At 61.4% G+C, this 17,762-nt stretch carries 11 protein-coding genes; 8 read left to right on the top strand and 3 right to left on the bottom strand.

Features of this window, described 5'->3' with window-relative positions; genetic code table 11:
- Positions 1-227 precede the first annotated feature (227 nt).
- Together B378_RS17445 and B378_RS0102410 are read right to left on the bottom strand one after the other, a co-directional pair.
- Entirely contained in the window at positions 228-2,846 is a 2,619-nt protein-coding gene (locus B378_RS17445) for a BGTF surface domain-containing protein (protein ID WP_082224231.1), read from the bottom strand.
- A 459-nt stretch (positions 2,847-3,305) separates the two neighbouring features.
- Entirely contained in the window at positions 3,306-5,825 is a 2,520-nt protein-coding gene (locus B378_RS0102410; protein ID WP_017342235.1) for a hypothetical protein, read from the bottom strand.
- Positions 5,826-5,979: 154 nt separating this feature from the next.
- Between B378_RS0102410 and B378_RS0102405 the strand changes: the two genes are divergently transcribed.
- The 3 genes from B378_RS0102405 to B378_RS0102395 all read left to right on the top strand — a co-directional run bounded on the left by B378_RS0102405 (position 5,980) and on the right by B378_RS0102395 (position 9,490).
- Positions 5,980-7,413 carry a sugar transferase gene (locus B378_RS0102405; RefSeq protein WP_017342234.1) on the top strand — a complete coding sequence of 478 codons (1,434 nt, stop codon included), beginning with the start codon at positions 5,980-5,982 and terminating at the stop codon, positions 7,411-7,413.
- Between the two features lie 86 nt (positions 7,414-7,499).
- The gene (locus tag B378_RS0102400) at positions 7,500-8,486 is read left to right on the top strand and encodes an NAD-dependent epimerase/dehydratase family protein (RefSeq protein ID WP_017342233.1); all 987 of its coding nucleotides are present in this window, start codon (positions 7,500-7,502) and stop codon (positions 8,484-8,486) included.
- 284 nt (positions 8,487-8,770) lie between these two features.
- Positions 8,771-9,490, top strand: a complete 720-nt coding sequence (locus tag B378_RS0102395) for a sugar phosphate nucleotidyltransferase (protein ID WP_017342232.1) — start codon at positions 8,771-8,773, stop codon at positions 9,488-9,490.
- Between the two features lie 462 nt (positions 9,491-9,952).
- On the opposite strand, the gene B378_RS17245 is transcribed toward B378_RS0102395, so the two are convergent.
- Positions 9,953-10,252: a hypothetical protein gene (locus B378_RS17245; protein ID WP_237738315.1), complete on the bottom strand. Its 300-nt coding sequence runs from the start codon at positions 10,250-10,252 to the stop codon at positions 9,953-9,955.
- Positions 10,253-10,570: 318 nt separating this feature from the next.
- On the opposite strand from B378_RS17245, the gene B378_RS0102385 reads away from it, so the two are divergent.
- The 5 genes from B378_RS0102385 (at position 10,571) to B378_RS0102360 (ending at position 17,760) form a co-directional block, all read left to right on the top strand.
- Positions 10,571-11,782: an orc1/cdc6 family replication initiation protein gene (locus B378_RS0102385; RefSeq protein ID WP_017342230.1), complete on the top strand. Its 1,212-nt coding sequence runs from the start codon at positions 10,571-10,573 to the stop codon at positions 11,780-11,782.
- A 1,224-nt stretch (positions 11,783-13,006) separates the two neighbouring features.
- Positions 13,007-14,812, top strand: a complete 1,806-nt coding sequence (locus tag B378_RS0102375) for an ABC transporter ATP-binding protein (protein WP_017342229.1) — start codon at positions 13,007-13,009, stop codon at positions 14,810-14,812.
- 387 nt (positions 14,813-15,199) lie between these two features.
- Positions 15,200-15,661, top strand: a complete 462-nt coding sequence (locus tag B378_RS16255) for an NUDIX domain-containing protein (RefSeq protein ID WP_082224230.1) — start codon at positions 15,200-15,202, stop codon at positions 15,659-15,661.
- Between the two features lie 72 nt (positions 15,662-15,733).
- Positions 15,734-16,795 carry a GDP-mannose 4,6-dehydratase gene (locus B378_RS0102365; RefSeq protein WP_017342227.1) on the top strand — a complete coding sequence of 354 codons (1,062 nt, stop codon included), beginning with the start codon at positions 15,734-15,736 and terminating at the stop codon, positions 16,793-16,795.
- Complete coding sequence (locus tag B378_RS0102360) at positions 16,792-17,760, top strand: GDP-L-fucose synthase (RefSeq protein ID WP_082224257.1); 969 nt, start codon at positions 16,792-16,794, stop codon at positions 17,758-17,760. The genes B378_RS0102365 and B378_RS0102360 overlap by 4 nt, the downstream gene beginning before the upstream one ends.
- The last annotated feature ends 2 nt before the right edge of the window (positions 17,761-17,762 follow it).

Raw genomic sequence — 17,762 nt, 5'->3', positions numbered from 1 at the left:
CGCGTCCGCCCGGAGAAATCCCAGATCCCGAACCGGGTCACGAGTCGTTCTGCTCGGAAGCGACGAGCGAACTCGGCGTCAGAACACGACACCCGATCACGACGAGCGCGAGCGCCGCCGCTCGCTGTCGCTCAGCAGTCGAGCGCGATAAAGAAAAACCGCGTGTGGGTCGGCCCGCGTGGGCCGATGGTTGCGAGGCTACGAGTCGCGACCGTTAGACAACGACGTTAGTCGTTGCGGCGGGTCGCGAGCAGCGCAGCGGCGATGAGCGCGACGAGGGCGACGAGCGCACCGAAGCCGGGCGTGCCGTCTTCGCTGGAGCCGTCGGAGCCGTCGGACCCGTCACTACCGTCGGAGCCGTCGGACCCGTCGCTACCGTCGGAGCCGTCGGACCCGTCACTACCGTCGGAGCCGTCGGACCCGTCGCTACCGTCGGAGCCGTCGGACCCGTCACTACCGTCGGAGCCGTCGGAGCCGTCGGACCCATCGCTACCGTCGGAGCCGTCTCCGTCGGTTTCGATGGTGAGCGTGCCGGTTGCCTCGTCGTCGTCAGTCGCGACGCCGTGCTCGTAGTCGCCGGCCTCGAGGCCGGACGTGTCGGCGGTGAACTCAACCGTCTGGGTCGCGCCGGATTCCAGCGTGACCTCAGTCGTGTCGAGCTCCTCGCCGTCGAGCGTGAGCGCGACGTCCTGCGTGCCTTCCGCGTCGCCGGTGTTCTCGATCGTCGCCGAGACGTCAACCGAGTCACCAGCGGTCGCGGTGGCTTCCTGCGGGCTCAGGTCGGAGACCTCGAAGGTCGCCTCACCCTCGCCGTCGTCGACCGATTCGACGACCGTACCGTCGGCCTCAGCCTCCTCCGCGAACGGAGAGTTCTGAGTGCGGACGGTGAAGTTGTTGCCCACAGAGGCGTCGCTGAAGTCCATCTCGTCGGCAGTGAACGTGCCGTCGGCCGAGACTTCAACGCCGGACTGCGAGACGACGAATCCGGGCGTGACGTCGTCGGCCGAGCGGGCACGGATGTTAAGCGTGTTGCCGGGCGCGACGTTCGTCGTGCCGGTGATGACCTGCTCTTCAGCGTCCGTGACTTCCACAGGCGTGTCGAACTCGCCAGTGGCTTCCACGACGCTGAACTGAGCGGTCACGGTCTGGTAGAAGTCCTCGATGTCGCCATCCTCGAGCTCGTCCTCATCGGGGTCGAGGAGGCGCTCGTCCTTGATGTCGAGGGAGACTTCGAGCTCCTCACCGGTTTCGGGCGTGGTACCGTCGTCGTACTCGACGTCCGAAGTGCTGAACGCGATGTAGTAGGTGCCGTCACCCTCGATGACCGTGATACCGTTATCACTGTCTTCGACAGTGGTGAGGTTGACTTCCTTCGGGTCCGAGTTCGGCGGCGCTTCCGCCTGCTCGACGGTCAGGCCGAGACCGTCGCTGTCGTTCCCACTGATAACACCGAGGATGTCCTCCCGGTCGTCGAACGTCTCGTTCTGCGTGCCGTTAGCGACGAGGCCTTCGAGGCCGGTCGCCTGAAGCTCGTGAACAACGTAGTCGCCGCTGGCGATTTCGCTCTGCTGCTGGAGCGTGTCGTTCTCGACGGCGTTCAGGACATCCTCTTCGTCCTCAACATCTTCGAGGGCCTCGCCAGAGGTCGTCCAGATGTTGAAGGCGTCCACCGAGCGCTCCTGGATTTCCAGGTCGCCCACGGTGTCCGCGTTGTCGTTGTTGATTTCACCGAAGCTCGTCGAGTCGAGCTCCATCGGGTAGGAACCCGTGGCTAGGATGTTGTCGAGGGTACCGCTCTGGTTCTTGACATCAAGTTCCGGGCTGGCGTCATCGTGTTCACTCTCGATCGTGAACACGTCGTTGGGGGTGCTGGCGTTGCCAGTACCCGCAGCGTAGGTGTTGAAGCCAACCGTGACGCTGTCGGCACCATCAGCCAGGACGCTAACGTTCGCGGAGTAGCCGACTTCCTCCTCGTCACCGATGCGGAGGTAGCCTGTATCGGCGTCGCCCTCGAACGTGAGCGTGATATCGGCAACGTCACCCTGAGCGGCGGTGACGAAGCTGTTCTCGAAGTCAACCTCGCCTTCACCGATGTCGGAGACATTAATCGGCGCGGTGGCTTCCGCGTCCGTATCAGTCACGGAGATGTCGACATCGTATTCGCCAGCGCCAACGTCGGTGAAGTCGATCTCGTGGTCGCCTTCGGCCTCTTCGATGAGGACCGCTTCCTCATCTGGGTCGAAGGAGGAGCTGTTAGCCTCGAGATCGCTGTTGTCGAGGATGAAATCGTAGTCCTCCTCCTCTGTGAGGCCGTCGATCGAGAGGAAGACGTCGTAGTCGTTCCGAAGGTCGGACTCGATCGAGAGCGTACTGTTGGAGTTGTCGCCGCCGTTGTCAACCTCTTCGGGGTCGAATTCGGCGTCGAGGCCCTGCTGGACGATCTCGAATGCCGAGTTGGCCTGAGTGAAGTTGTTGCCGTCAACACTTCGGAGGAAGTAGTCCCCAGTCTCGAGGCCCGAGGTCTCGAACTCGACGTAATTACTACCGTTCTCGTTCTTCTGAACGGAGAGCGAGGTTTCTGGCGTCGACGAGTCAGAGTCAGTCTCGCGCCGAAGCTGTACCTCTTCGCCGTCTGTATCATTGGTTCCTACGACAACGGTCTGGCCAGAGAAGACTAGGCTTCCTGACAGATCGTCGTTGTCGTCGAAGTTTGCGTCTGCATCGACATCGTTGACTGTCGCCGCAGCGGGCGCGGCAGCAAAGCCAACGGCGACCATGGAAACAACCATGATCGCGGCAAAGAAGACTGCGTTAGCCTTCTTGCGTGTGGTATTGTCGTTTGTCATTGTGTGTTGTTGTGTTCTGCGTCGCGACAGTCTGCTTTGACCTCGCCTGCGTCGCCCGTTCGTCGTCAGCCAACATACTCGATGTGGAACGGCCGGACTTGGCGCGGATTACTCGCGTTCGTGTCGCATTGTGGGGTAGGGGCTGCGACCGATTGTTAAAGCGGTCAGTATAAGTACTTTGTGTCGATCGTCGTCGTGTGTGAACCCACCTCATAGGCGTTTCAGGCGCTAAGGCGTCCGTTTTCAATCTGGAGATACTCGAATCGAGACTCGGGAAAGATATGAAGCAACGACTTCCCCCAAACGTATCCTGACCGAAACAGGTACAAGCCGACATCGGCATGTTCCAACCGGGCCTCACGGGTCCACGCGACCGGGCAGTCACGCAGGCGGTAGGGGACGCCCAGTCGTCTGGGTCCGTTCGGCTCCGTTTTGCGAGTACAGTACCGATAGGATCGTCTACGCCGACGGAATCGTCGTCTGATTGCCCGCGAGGACGTCGTCGTCGGTCACCGTGACGGTGCGATTCCCCACCTGGTACTCGCCGGGGTGCGCGACGCGAATCGTCGCGGTGCCGTCCGCGACCGTCGCGCTGCGCGCGTACTCGTGCGTGACGTTGGTACCCGCCTCGTCGATCTCGACATCCGCCGTCGCAGTCACCTCTCCACCGGTCGCGCCCACGGCCGCGGGGTCAGTGACCTGAATCGTCGCCCCGGGAACGACCGCGAACGTGCGCACGCCCGAATCGCTCGCGAGCAGCTGATAGTGGCCGGTCGCGGCCGTGTCGTTGGCGCCAAGGCCCAACCCCTCGTGAAGCGCCGCGTACGTGGTGTTTTCCGGTGCGCCCTCGCGGTCAGTGATGACGACGTACCCGACCCGGCCTTGGAACTGATCGTACCAGTCATCCGGATCGGACGATGCGAGGAACTGATCGTGATTGCTCCGGGCGTAGCCATATCCCTGCGACTCGCCGTTCACGAAGTAGTTGTACATGCGATTGTCGCCCCACTGGCTCAACACGAAGTTCTGTGGGTATTCGCGGTCAACCTCCTCAGCGTGCGAATCGACCGTGAGCGCGGCGTCGAACTGCGCGCGGTCGTGCGTCGTCTGCCCGACGAGCGACGGGACGAGCAGCAGATTGAACAGCAACACGATCAGAATCGTCGCGACGAGATACCCGCGCACGCGAGTGCTGTCCGGCAGCCCGAGCGACGTGATCGAACCCTCCTCGGAGACCGTGTCTTCTTTCCGAGCGCGAGGCGGCTGGGAGTCGGAGTCGGCGGGTCGACCCACGACGGCGACGGGACGCGCGATGTCGATCGCCGACAAGAGATAGACGAGCCCGATCCCCGCGAACGGGGCGATCATGATCGCCAGCTGGCCAGCGAACCGCACCTGGATCGTCGCGAGCAGCGTGTAGTACCACGCGAAACAGACCACGACGAGCCACCCGGGCTCGTAGCGGCGGGCGATCGCCCACGTCGCGACCGCGAGGACCGCGACCGCGAAGTAGAACCCCAGTCCGAGCTGGAGCAGTGGGCCGAATATCACCGCGAAGTCCGGGCTGAACAGCGAGGCCGTCTCGGAGATCCCCTCGCGGAAGAACAGGTCGTCCGCGCGCGTCCGAATGCGGTCGATGTCACCCGGACGCAGGCGCGCGTAGGCGACGAGTCCGCCGACTGCGACGACCGCCTCGGCCGCAACGAGCGCGAGCGGCGGCAGCGAGACGCGGCGCCACAGCTCGCCAAGCCCGACCACCACGAGCGCGCCGCCCGCGACGAGGACGGGCGTCACCGCGGCGATCGACTCGTGCCAGCCCAGCGCGAGGTGCGCGGCGAGCGCCCCACCGGCGCCGAGCGTAAGCCCGCCGAGCAGCGGCGCGTTGGCGGTGGCCGGCGAGATGTCGTGGCGTACGTCGAGGGCAACGCGGAGCCCGACGACGGCCGCGACCGGGACGAACGTGAGCGGCGAGCCGCCGTAGGCGTGCGCAGACGCGGCCACGGCGACCGCGAGCCCGAGCGCGAAGATCCACATTCTTGCGTCGCGTGCGTGCGCTCGGGCGGCCGTCTGCGAATCTGTTTGTGTGGCTCGCCGTGTCACGTCGACCCCGAGCGCGGTCAGCGTCACGACGAGCAGACCGAGCCACAGGTACTGGTGGGCCTGATGGTCGAGGAAGCCGACAGAGGTGTATACGACGTTGACGGGCGCGAGCCCGTAGAACAGCACCGCCGCGAGCGCGACGCGGACGTCGCCGGTGAGCAGTCGCGCTGTCCGGTAGACGAGGTACCCCAGACAGACGGACGCGACGACCGGGAGCCACGCGGCGACCGCGGGCGCGGCGTCAACGCCGCCGAGCAGGACCGTCACCCACCAGTTTGTTGCGTGGGCGAGCGGGCGCGTGCCCGCGGCGCCGCCCATGTCGGCGAACAACCCCAGATCGAGGAGGCCGTCGGCGCGGGCTGCGAGCCGCTCCTGCCAGTACCGGAAGAAGTAGGTGTCGTTGGCCGGCGAGACGACGAACCCCTGCTGGAACACCGCGGGTGCGGCGACGAGGCGCGCACCGGCGACCGCGAGGAGCGTCCCGATGAGCCCGAGCAGCGTGAGGGCGTCGACGTCGGCTAGAGTGGGGAGGCGCGACAGCATGGCGGAGGCGTCAGCGGACGACGTTGCGGCGAATCCTCCCTCGTCCGCGGCTGCCTCCTCGGCGGGCGCGTCCGCGCCGTCGGCTGGGGCAGCTCCCGCCTCGATCACGGCGCGGATCGCGTCCGGATTCTCGAGGCGGTAGCCGTCGTCGACGGATGTCGCGAGGTCGCGGGCGACGAGCTCGCCGAACTGGCCGGAGTCGAGGGCGATGTCGGCGAACGTCCACGGCGCTCCCTGAGCGTCGCGCTCAATGAGGGCCGCGAGGGCGTCCTCGGCCTCGGGATGGTCGGCGAGGAACTCGCGCGCTGCCGCGGTCGTCTCCTCTGGCGCGGGCATTGGCTGTCACCTATTGGGGACGCCGATTAGCGGTTTCGGTCGCGGGCGGAAGTCGGCCTCCGTGATGAGGGTGTCGTGAGGGTAGTCGGTTCCTACGCCGGTTCCGGGGCGGGAAACATAGTGTTTAACTCGGTACATGTGACTGTATTTGATAATGGATACGGGATGGCGGTACCGCGCCGCAAGCGTGGGAGGCGTCGCCGCGCTGGTCGGGCTCGCAGTGATGCTCGTCAACAACGGCGCCGTCCAGGCAATCGTGTCGACCGTGCCCGTCCTCGCCCGTCTCCCCGTGGACCCGCCCACCGGTGCGGAGTTCGTCATCGAGGTCGCGTTGACTGTCGTGGTCGTGACGGCCGCGTTCGTCCCGCTGTACAAGCCACGCCCACGGCGAATCCTCGACATCGTCGCGCTCGCGCACAAGCGCGTGTTCGTCGCGGTGTTTGCGCTCGCGACCATCGGCTACTTCGATTACACGTACAAGGTGCCGCGGCTGACACTGGTGTTGATCTCCCCGCTGCTGTTGGTCGTCTTACCGGCGTGGTTCATCTGGCTGCGCCGCCCCGAGGCCCGCAGCGAGCGCGCGATCATCGTCGGAGACGATCCCGAACAGATCGCCGAAGTCGCGCGTGGCACGGCTCTCCCGCTACTCGGCTATCTCTGTCCGACGACGGTCCACGCGTTGACCGACCAGCAATCGGTCACCGAGAATCCCGGCGTCGGATCCGCCGGGGTCGCACACGCCGTGGACGGCGGTCGTCAATCGTCAGGGCTCGCTCGACTCGGCGGCCTCTCGCGGCTTGAGGATATCCTCGTCGAACAGGACGTCGACACGGTCGTGCTAGCGTTCGACGAGCCCGACCGAGCGGAGTTCTTCGGCGCGCTCGACGCGTGTTACGAACACGGGGTTGCCGCGAAGGTCCACCCGGCCCACGCGGACACGGTGTTGACGGACACGCCGGACCCGAACGCCACGCTCGTCGACGTCGAGATCGAGCCGTGGGACATCCAAGACTACATGTTCAAGCGCGGCTTCGATATCGCCTTCTCGCTGGCGGGGCTGCTCGCACTGTCGCCGGTAATCGTGGTTATCGCGCTCGCGGTCAAGCTTGAGGACGGCGGCCCGGTATTGTACCGGCAGGAGCGAACCGCGGTGTTCGGTGAGACGTTCCCCGTGTTCAAGTTCCGCTCGATGGCCCCGGAAGGGGAATCGGCGACGCCGATCGACGACGACGACAACGACCGGATCACGCGGGTGGGCCGGCTGCTCCGGCAGACACACCTCGATGAGATTCCCCAGCTGTGGTCGATTCTCCGCGGGGACATGAGCGTTGTTGGCCCGCGGGCGGTGTGGACCGAGGAGGAACACCTCCTCGAGGACGAAGCCGAGACGTGGCGCAAGCGGTGGTTCGTCAAGCCCGGCCTCACCGGCCTCGCACAGATCAACGACGCGAGCAGCGTCGATCCCGGGGCGAAGCTTCGGTACGACCTCCAGTACGTCCGCGAGCAGTCGTTTGCGTACGACCTGAAGATCGTGGCGCGCCAGCTCTGGAAGGTCGGCGAGGACGTGGTGACGGCGGTGTGGTCGTGACACTATCGAAAACATCCATTGGTCCCCTGCGAAGCTGCCAACAGAGGAACCGCGCGAGTTTTGTGTCGGCCCGCTGAACGGCGCGTATGCGTATTCTCGTGACGGGCGGGGCCGGGTTCATCGGCGGCCATCTCGCCGAGGCGTTTCTCGACGACGGCCACGACGTGACCGTCCTCGACAACCTGGAGCCGTTCTACGCGGAGGGGATCAAACGCCACACCCTTGATGTCCACCGCGAGGTCGCCGAGGGCCGTGCCGTCGACTACCAGTTCGTGGAAGGCGACGTGCGGGACCCCGAGACAGTCGAAGCACTCGTCGCTGACGCCGATGTTGTCGTCCATCAAGCCGCGCAGGCGGGCGTTCGTGAGAGCGTCGATAACCCTCGGAAGGTGACCGATATCAACGTCGATGGGACGGTGAATCTCTTGGAGGCGTCGAAGGAGGCTGACGTGGACCGGGTGATTCTCGCGAGTTCCTCGTCGGTGTACGGGAAGCCGCAGTCGCTCCCCTACGAGGAGGATCACCCGACCGAGCCGGTGAGCCCTTATGGGGTGACAAAGCTCACGCAGGAACACATGGCGCGGGTGTATACGGAGCTCCACGGGTTGCCGACGGTGTGTCTGCGCTACTTCACCGTGTACGGCCCGCGGATGCGGCCGAACATGGCCATCTCGAACTTCGTCTCGCGGTGCGTGAACGGAGAGCCACCGGTGATCTACGGCGACGGTCAGCAAACACGGGATTTCACGTACGTGGCCGACATCGTGGACGCGAACCGGACGCTATTGGAGTCGGACGCGGCCGACGGCGACGTGTTGAACATCGGGAGCTCGGACAACATCTCGATTCAGGAGTTGGCCGAAACGGTCCGAGACCAGTTAGCGCCCGAGCTGGAGATCGAGTACGAGTCCGCACGGGAGGCCGACGCCGAACACACGCACGCGTCCGTCGAAAAGGCCGGCGAGGTGATCGGCTACGAACCCTCGCGAACGATCGCGGAAGGCGTCGGGGAGTTCATCGAGTGGTACCAGGCGAACCGCGAGTGGTACGAACCGTTGGTGCGGTCGTCGTAGGCGGCCCAAGTTGGAGAGAGGTCGGGTCTGCGGATTGGGATTACCGGCGGAATCAGTGTATAGACGGGAATCGAGAGCAGGTCACTCGGGCCGCGGCGTCTCTTCGAGTTCAGCGATCTCACCGGTCTTCTCGACGCGAGCGTACTGCCGCTGCCGGGCTTTGCCGGGAACAGGTCGTTTCGATCGAACAGCGCTCGCGCCTGCGGGGTGAGCTGAGAGAGGTCCATCGCGGACGCAGGGAAGTGACCGACGGATTCAGGTGTCGAGTGACCGATATTCGCGACATGGACGCGGTCATCCCCGCTGCCGGGCGCGGCAGTCGACTCGGCGAGCTGACGGCGGACCGACCGAAGGGGCTCGTCGGCGTGGCGGGGCGCCCCTTGCTCGCACACGTTTTTGAGACGGCGGTCGACGCCGGGGCCGACGCGCTGGTCGTGATCGTCGGGTACGAGGCGGCGCAGATCGTCGATCGGTTCGGCGATGTCTTTGAGGGGACTCCTATTACGTACGTCCACCAGCGCGAGCGGCTGGGACTCGGGCATGCGGTGTTACAGGCGGAACCACACGTCGACGGGACGTTCCTGCTCGTGAACGGCGACAACGTCTTCGCGGGGAGCGTCGAGCCCGCGGTTGCGGCTGTCCGGGAGGCGGACGCCGCGCTCGCGGTCGAGGAGGTCTCGCCCGAAGTCGCGACGACGACCGGCGTGATCGAGACGGACGGGGCAGGGCGCGTGACGGGACTCGTCGAGAAGCCGGCCGATCCGTCGTCGAGGCTGGTGACGACCGGGTGTTACGTGCTTCCGGAGGATGTGTTTCACGCGTGTGCGCTGCTCAGGCCGTCGGCCGAGGGCGAGTACCAGCTGAGCGAGGCCGTGGGGCTGTTGGTGCGTGCGGGGTACGAGGTCGAGACCGTGCGCCTCGGCGAGCGCGTGAACGTGAACACGCCGGAGGACGTGGAGCAGGCGAGCGAGTTGGTTCGCGGGGAGAGCGGGACGGGTTCCTGACACCCCACCGCGTCAAGTGCTTTTTTACTGGGGCAGTAGTCGGCCCCCACACCCCACCGTGTCGAGTGTTCTCGGAGACGACCAACGACAGGTCTCGTATCACACCCCACTGCGTCGAGTGTTCGAGACGGGCGGCGCTCGCGTTCAAGCAGGAAGTCCCGACGCATATCTGCGGGCGTAGTCGCCGTATCGGCGTATTGCGGAAACTTCCGAGTTAGATCGCGTGCGGTGGCGATGGCGGAGGGACACACCTCATTTCGTCTGTCTCGGGAACGACCCCGGTAGGGTTCCTTGGATTCCCGGTCGCGTTCCGTTTCGATCTTGTCTCTGCTGTCGAGGACGATCTCGGGGTCGAGATCGAGGCCGCACCCGTCGTACCGGCCGCCGCTCTCCCCGCGATTCCGGTTCGTTCGTTTGAGGAACCCGAGCATGTGGCGGTCCGAGAGTGGTTCTGGATGCTTTTCAGCGTGTGAGCGGGTTCACGGCGTGTGAGTCCGCCACGCGCTCGTACCGCGTCTTGATCGTCTTCGAACGGGCCGGCGTCGCGCCTCGTTCTTCGAGGTACGCGGGCGGTTCGATCAGCAATTGGGCGTGCTCGGTCTGCTCTCGAATCCAGTTGCGTAACCGACCGCGCTGTACGAGGTCCTGGGCCTCGATGATGTGCGAATCGTCGACGCCGTCGTCGCCGCGCTTCTTCGCCACCTCGCCGCCGACTCTGAAGAGGAAGCAAGCGGGCGAGTCGGTGGGCTGAGCGCTCGACACCCCACCGTGTCGAGTGCTTTCCTCGTTGGAGCAGCCAGTCAGATCCCCCACCCCACCGCGTCGAGTGTTCTCGATGAGAATTGAGGGTAGGTCTCAGAACACACCCCACTGCGTCGAGTGTTCGACGTGGGAACTGAGTATTTCCGTGTCCCACCCCACCGTGTCGAGTGTTCCGTTCGGTTGTTATCGATGAGGACTGACCGAGTGACACTCCACTACGTCAAGTGCTAACCGATAGACTTGGATTATCTGTACGTACACACGACACACTTGACACGGTGGTTTTATCGGTGCGGACTGCGTCAAACGTGGCAAAGGATGGCGACGTTCACGCGAGACACAGAGATCTTCCGCAACGAGGACATGCTCCGCGAGGATTACCAACCGGATTCGATTACCGCTCGCGAGGACGAGATTTCGACGTACACGGCCGCGCTTCAGCCGATCGTCAACGGCGCACAACCCCGGAATATCTTCTTGTACGGAAAAACGGGCGTCGGAAAGACGGCGGTGTCCCGCTATCTGTTGAAACAGCTACAGCGAGATACGGAACAGTACGACGACGTCGAACTCTCGGTCTGCTGGCTCAACTGTACGAACCTCTCGTCGTCCTACCAAGTCGCGGTTAACCTCGTGAACCAACTGCGACCAGCGGACGGTCAGATCAGCACGACCGGGTATCCCCAACAGCGCGTGTTCGACATCCTGTACGAGGAATTAGACCAGATCGGCGGGACGATCCTCCTCGTCCTCGATGAGATCGACCATATCGGCAGCGACGACGAGATCCTGTATGAGATCCCGCGAGCCCGCTCAAATGGCTACCTCTCCAAGGCGAAACCGGGCGTGATCGGCATCAGCAACGATTTTGGCTTCCGCGACGACCTCTCACCGAAGGTGAAAGACACCCTCTGTGAGGAGGAAATCCACTTTTCGCCGTACAACGCCCCGGAACTGCGTGCCATCCTCGAAGAGCGAGTGGCCGGTGCGATGTACGACGGCGCGGTGAACGACGCCGTGATCGCGCTGTGCGCCGCTATCGCGGCGCAGGACACTGGGAGCGCCCGGCAGGCGTTGGACATTCTGTATAAATCCGGTGAGATCGCACGGACGAACAGTGAGGAACGACTGACAGAGGAGCACGTCCATCAGGCTCGCGATAAACTCGAACAGAGTCAGGTCGAACACGGGATGCGCGAGCTGACGAAACACGGGCATCTCGCGCTCGTGGCTATGTTACAGCTCGCGTTCGAGCAGGAGACCCCGGCGCGGATCCGCGACGTATACCCACTATATCGACGTATCGCAGAGAGTTCTAACGTCGACCCGCTCGTCCGTCGGCGAATGCACGACCATCTCGCGGATCTGGCGATGCTCGGCATCCTCGATCGCCAGATGAAAAACGAGGGGCGGGCAGGAGGGCACTACTACCAATACGAGTTCGACGTCGACCTCGATATCGTCGGCGACGTGGTTCAGGACTTCGATTCCATTGTGCTCCCGACGGGCGTGGCGACGCGGATCGAGTGAGTTCGATCGGTTTCGTTCGGGAGGCCCTAGCCAGTATCGTCCGAACACTAGATATAGTGGGGTCTCAGCGGTCCCGTTCCGTCTCGGGAAGAACACTTGACATGGTGGGGTGGGGGTGGCGATGAACGCGGAGGGGGTGCGGTAAATACTTCAGCTCATGAAATGCTACCGACCCTGTACCGAGTGAGATACACAACAGATGAATTCTACCTCTTCTGGACCGGGTTTGGACGGAATATAAATACTACACAGCCTACTGCCACACAGTAGGCACCGAGTGAAATTGGCAACCGTTGTTCTGCTGGCAGAGTAAAGAAGCCGAGCAATTCGGGCCTTGGTGGTGAGACGATGGACGTTTGCGGTCTGTTCACTTTGGTTGGAACCCACTCGGTAGGAGGTGTGTCTGTGAGCCTAGAGTCTGGTCGGGGTGTCGTCCTAACTGAACCGGGTCACGCTGACTGCGTTGTCTGGTTCAGCAGGAGTCACTCGGTGCGACGTGTGTGACGATGGTTTGACGAGGGTCTCATCTCTCGATTTTACTCAGTATACGGTGTGTCCCTCGTACTGCCCGGCCGGAGGGCCCGACGCTATCAGTACTAGTTCGACGTCGACATCGGTGTCGTCAAGGCCATGATTCGGGACTCCAACACTATTGCGCTTCCGGAGGGTGTAGCAGCGCGGATCGGATGAGTTCGATCAGTTTCGTTCGGCTGGCCCTAGCCAGCGTCGCACGAACACTCGACACAGTGGTGTCACACCGCAGAGCATCCTTCCCTCTCTCAGAAAGAACACTCGACACGGTGGGGTGGGAGTGGCGATGAACGTGAGGGGGCACGGTCAATATTCGACTGGACGATGCCGCGGAACTACGAACGATCTTGGAGCATCGTGCGGACCGTGGCTTCGTCGACGAGGCGTGTGACACGTCGGCGATGGCGAAGGCGGCGGCGGTGGCCGCGTAGGAGGTGGGAACACGCGGCAGGCGCTCGATCTACTCCGCGTCGGCGCGGAGCTGGCCGAGCAGCACGGCGAGGCGCCAGTCACGGACGCGCACGTCGAGATCGCACGGGAACTCCATCTCATCGAGGTTGCGGTCGCGAAGATGGTGAAGGAGACCCGGACGAATTCGGAACGACTATCGTCAACACGGGACAGACATAGCGCACGGAGCGAGACCGACGACATTATTCGAGTCGCCGCCGGAAATCGGATCAACTCACTGCTATGTCATCGTCAGATCCCGAACCGGTCTCCAGACGCGAGAAACTCGACGCCCTCCGCGACGTCGCGCGGTACAATCCGAAGTACACGGCGGCAGTCGTCGTGCTCGGGGTCGTCGCCGCGGTGCTTGAGGGTGTGGGACTGAGCTTCATTCTCCCGATCGTCGAACTCGTCCAGCTCCAAGACCCAGCCGCGGAGGCGGAAGGGCTGCTCGCGGTATTCGTGACTGTGTATCAGACGCTCGGAATTCCATTCACGCTGGGCTACGTCGTGGTCGGCGTATCGGCCGTGATGGTCGCACGGTACACGACGAGCTTCGCGGTCTCGTGGTTCCGGGAGGCGCTGCGGACCTACTACATTCGGGACCTCCAGACGCGGGCGTTCCGGAACGCGCTGAATGCGCGCGTTGAATACTTCGATAAGGAGGGGTCCGACGACATCCTGAACGCAATCGTCACGCAGACGAACTACGCGGGACGGGTGATCAGTCAAGGGATCAAGTTCACTCAGCAACTTTTTCTCGCCGTCGTATATTTCGCCGTTGCGCTGGTGATTGCGCCGACGTTGACGATTATTACAGGGGTCATCCTCGGAGGATTCTCGGTCTTCTTCCGGCGAGTTCTCGACTCAGGGTACGACGTTGGAGAGGAGGTTGCTGAGGCGAATGAACTGCGACAGGAGGCCGCACAGGCCGGGACACAAGGTATTCGTGAGGTTCGGATCTTCGGGCTCGCCGGGGAGCTCCTCGAGGACTTCACGGACGCGATCGATCAGTTCACTAAATCGCGGATCATCCTTCGGCGCAACGAGGCCGCGATCAACAACTTCTACAACCTCGTGGTCGCGGTGTCAGTGTTCGTACTCATCTATCTCGCGTTAACGTTCGCGAACCTCTCGGTCAGCGAACTCGGCGTCTTTCTCTTTGCGATGTTCCGACTCGGACCGAAGGCGAGCCAGGTAAACGCGCTGTACTACAAAGTCGAGAACAACCTCCCGCACCTCGTCCGCACCATCCAGTTCACCGACGAGCTGGCAACGTACAGTGAACCGACTGAATCGAGCCGGAAGGTTCCCGAGGAAATTCGAGAGGTCGAGTTCGACAATGTCCACTTCTCGTACGGCGGTGATGAAGAGGTACTCCGCGGGATCGATTTCACCGTTGAGAAGGGAGAGTTCGTCGGGTTCGTCGGACAGTCGGGCGCGGGGAAATCGACGATTGTCTCGCTTCTCGCCCGATTGTATCCGGTCGATAAAGGTGAGATCAGAGCGAACGGGATCCCAATCGACGAGATGGATATTGCGGAGTGGAGAGACCGGCTCTCGATGGTCAGGCAGGATCCGTTCATTTTCAACGACACGCTCCGGTACAACCTGACACTCGGGAATCGAGAGGTGTCGGATAGTGATCTCGAACGAGTATGTTCGATTGCTAAGGTCGACGAGTTCATCGACGAACTTCCAAACAGATACGATTCGTTGTTGGGTGACGACGGAGTTCGGCTGTCGGGCGGACAACAACAACGTGTCGCACTCGCACGGGCGTTGCTTGAGGACGCCGACATGTTGATTCTCGACGAGGCCACAAGCGACCTCGATTCCAATCTGGAGAAGCAAGTTCAGCAGTCGATCGAGGAGATGGACCGTGACTACGCCATCGTCACAATTGCTCACCGACTGTCAACGGTAAAGAACGCCGACCGGATCTACACGGTTGAGGACGGGCGGGTTACGGACACCGGACGGCATGATGAACTCGTTGAGGAAGGCGGGAAGTACGCGGAACTGTACGGGATCCAGTCTAGCAGGTGAGTATTGAGAGTGCGTCCACTTTCGATCGGATTATGGATTTGATATTCATAAATATTGGATCTGTATATTCGTGCGCATTATTCGGACATAGATAACTAAGAAAACCAGAATCATAAGTACTAGTATGTACAGTCATGTAACAGTGACAATTGTCTATTAATGAGGATTACTACCGAGTTCCGGATATTTTTTAAGAGGAGACCAGGTCCCAGTTAGGTGCGCTATCGAGTCAGTCAAATTAAAATGTGTCGATGATCTGATCTCAAAAACATCATTATTCAACCACGCGTGCCGATCAAATAAAAATGACGGAAGTATTCAACTGGGTATCAGAATTTTCAATTCAGAGTGGAATAGAACTAGCGTGTGACAGCTATTGAGTAACCAATGAGTGAACACTGGATCTCTGAGGAGGACTGGAATACAATCGTCGCTAACAGTCCTATTGTTTCTGTAGATCTATTGGTTAGATATAAGGATGGACTCCTCTTTGGTAAACGGACAAACAAGCCAGCGAAGGGGTATTGGTTTTTACCAGGAGGACGAGTACAGAAAGGCGAAACCCGGTGTGAAGCCGTTGATCGGATCGCGAAGGAGGAACTCGGTTTATCGGTGGAGATCGTTGAATCACTCGGTGCGTTTGAGCACATCTATGAGACATCAGATGTCGACAGCGTGGCCACGAAACACTACCTCGCGAACGGATACGTAGTCGATGTAATTAGTGGAGAACCCCAAGCCGATGATCAACATGAGGATATACAGATATTCGACTCGGCCCCGGAACCTCTCCATGAAAATATTCATGAGTATTTGGATGAGTCGAAGAGCCTCACAAGCTGGCCATAATACAAATTGAACTCTCTATTCTATCGCTAATCGAATGATACATAATCGGTGGCCAAAGTATTTTTAAAGGTAATGGATCTCGAGTCACAGTTCGCGGGACGTCCAGTGTTCATAACCGGAGCAGATGGGTTCGTCGGGTCTCATCTCACAGAAGAGCTCGTGGAATTTGGAGCGGATGTCCATGTGTTCGTTCGAGCCACATCAAGTGGAGAGTTACAGAATATCCGCCATCTCCGTGACAAGATTACGGTTCACCGCGGAGACCTCCGTGACAAGCATTCCGTTGAACAGGCGATGAAGCATCTGACGGGGTACTCCGACACGATTGTGTTTCACCTCGCTGCACAAGCACACGTCGGCGAGTCATGGGACCGTCCCTACGAGACGATTGACACGAATGTCGTAGGAACGCTTAATCTTCTTCAGACAGTCGTCGATCTGGATCTGGATATCGCGAAATTCGACACTGCTGGCACCTCCGAGGAGTATGGCAACGTAGACGGTCAAATGAAAGACAAACACGAATACGACTCCGACGGTCGAGTGCTCCTCAGTGAGCGATCGCCTGTGAACCCGACATCGGTCTACGCGACCTCGAAGCTGGCGGCCGATTTCCTCACGATGAATTACCACGACGCCTACGGTCTCCCCGGCGTGACTACGCGGATGTTCAACAACTACGGGCCGCGACAGAACCCCCGATACATCACCGGTACGATCGTTACGCAGGCGCTGGAGCGTGGTATCGTCGAACTGGGGAATCTCACACCCAAGCGCGACATGTGCTACGTTTCCGACGGCGTCCGAGGTCACATGCACGTGGCACTAGAGGGTAGTCCCGGCGAGGAGTACGTCTACGGCTACGGCGAGAACATCTCGATGCGCGACTGGGCAGAGTTGCTGCTGGAGGTCGGTAGTGAAGAGGGCTACTGGGAGAACCCCGAGATCGTCCAGCGGGACGACAGGTATCGGCCCGGCGACAGCGACGTTGAGGAGCTACTGGTCGGCTACGAGAAGCTTCACGAGGAAACTGGCTGGGAACCCGAGGTGTCTTGGCGCGAGGGCGCACGGCAGACAATTGAGTGGTACGCTGCGAACAAGGAGAAGTGGTTCGGGCGGGTCGACTGGAGATGACTGACTGGCATCGCGAAACCGCGACCTACTGGGACGGCAAGTCGGTGATGGTAACCGGCGGTGCCGGTTTCCTCGGTAGCCATCTCATCGATGAGCTCGAACGGCGAAGTGAAGATGTCGAGATCTTCGTCCCCCGAAGTGACGAGTACGACCTGCGGAATCGACCAGAAATCAAGCAGGCGTTGGTCGACTCCGATCCAGACATCGTGATCCATCTCGCGGCGACAGTCGGCGGGATCGGTGCCAACCGGAAGAACCCGGGGAAATACTTCTACGAAAACGCCGTCATGGGAATCGAGCTGATCGAACAGGCCCGTCAGTTCGGGATCGAGAAGTTCACCGTCCTCGGGACAATCTGCTCGTATCCCAAGCACACGCCCGTCCCCTTCAGTGAGGAGGATCTGTTCGAGGGCTACCCCGAAGAGACCAACGCGCCTTACGGGATCGCCAAGAAGGCACTGTTGACCCAGTCGCGGGCCTACCGCAAGCAGTACAATTTCGACAGCATCTACCTCATGCCGGTGAATCTGTATGGGCCCCGAGACGACTTCGATCTGGAAACCTCACACGTGATCCCCGCAATCATTCGGAAGTGCGTCGAGGCCCGCGAGCGTGGGGATGATGCCATTACCGCGTGGGGGACTGGTGAGCCAACTCGGGAGTTCCTATACGTGAAAGACGCCGCAGACGGGATCCTTACTGCCACTGAGCGTTACAACGAGTCCGATCCGGTCAATCTCGGCAGCGGTATGGAGATTTCCATTCGAGAACTCGTCGAGAAAATCGCAGATCTCACCGGCTTTGAGGGCGAGATCGAGTGGGACACCTCCAAGCCCGACGGTCAACCCCGGCGGAAGCTGGACACGTCACGGGCGAAAGAACGCTTCGATTGGGATGCGACGACATCGTTCGAGGACGGACTGAATCAGACGATCCAGTGGTTTGAAAAGAACTCTGAGTACTAAAA

Source organism: Halorubrum sp. T3 (assembly GCF_000296615.1).
Taxonomy (GTDB): Archaea; Halobacteriota; Halobacteria; order Halobacteriales; family Haloferacaceae; genus Halorubrum; species Halorubrum ruber.
This window is presented reverse-complemented; position numbering and strand designations above follow the sequence as displayed.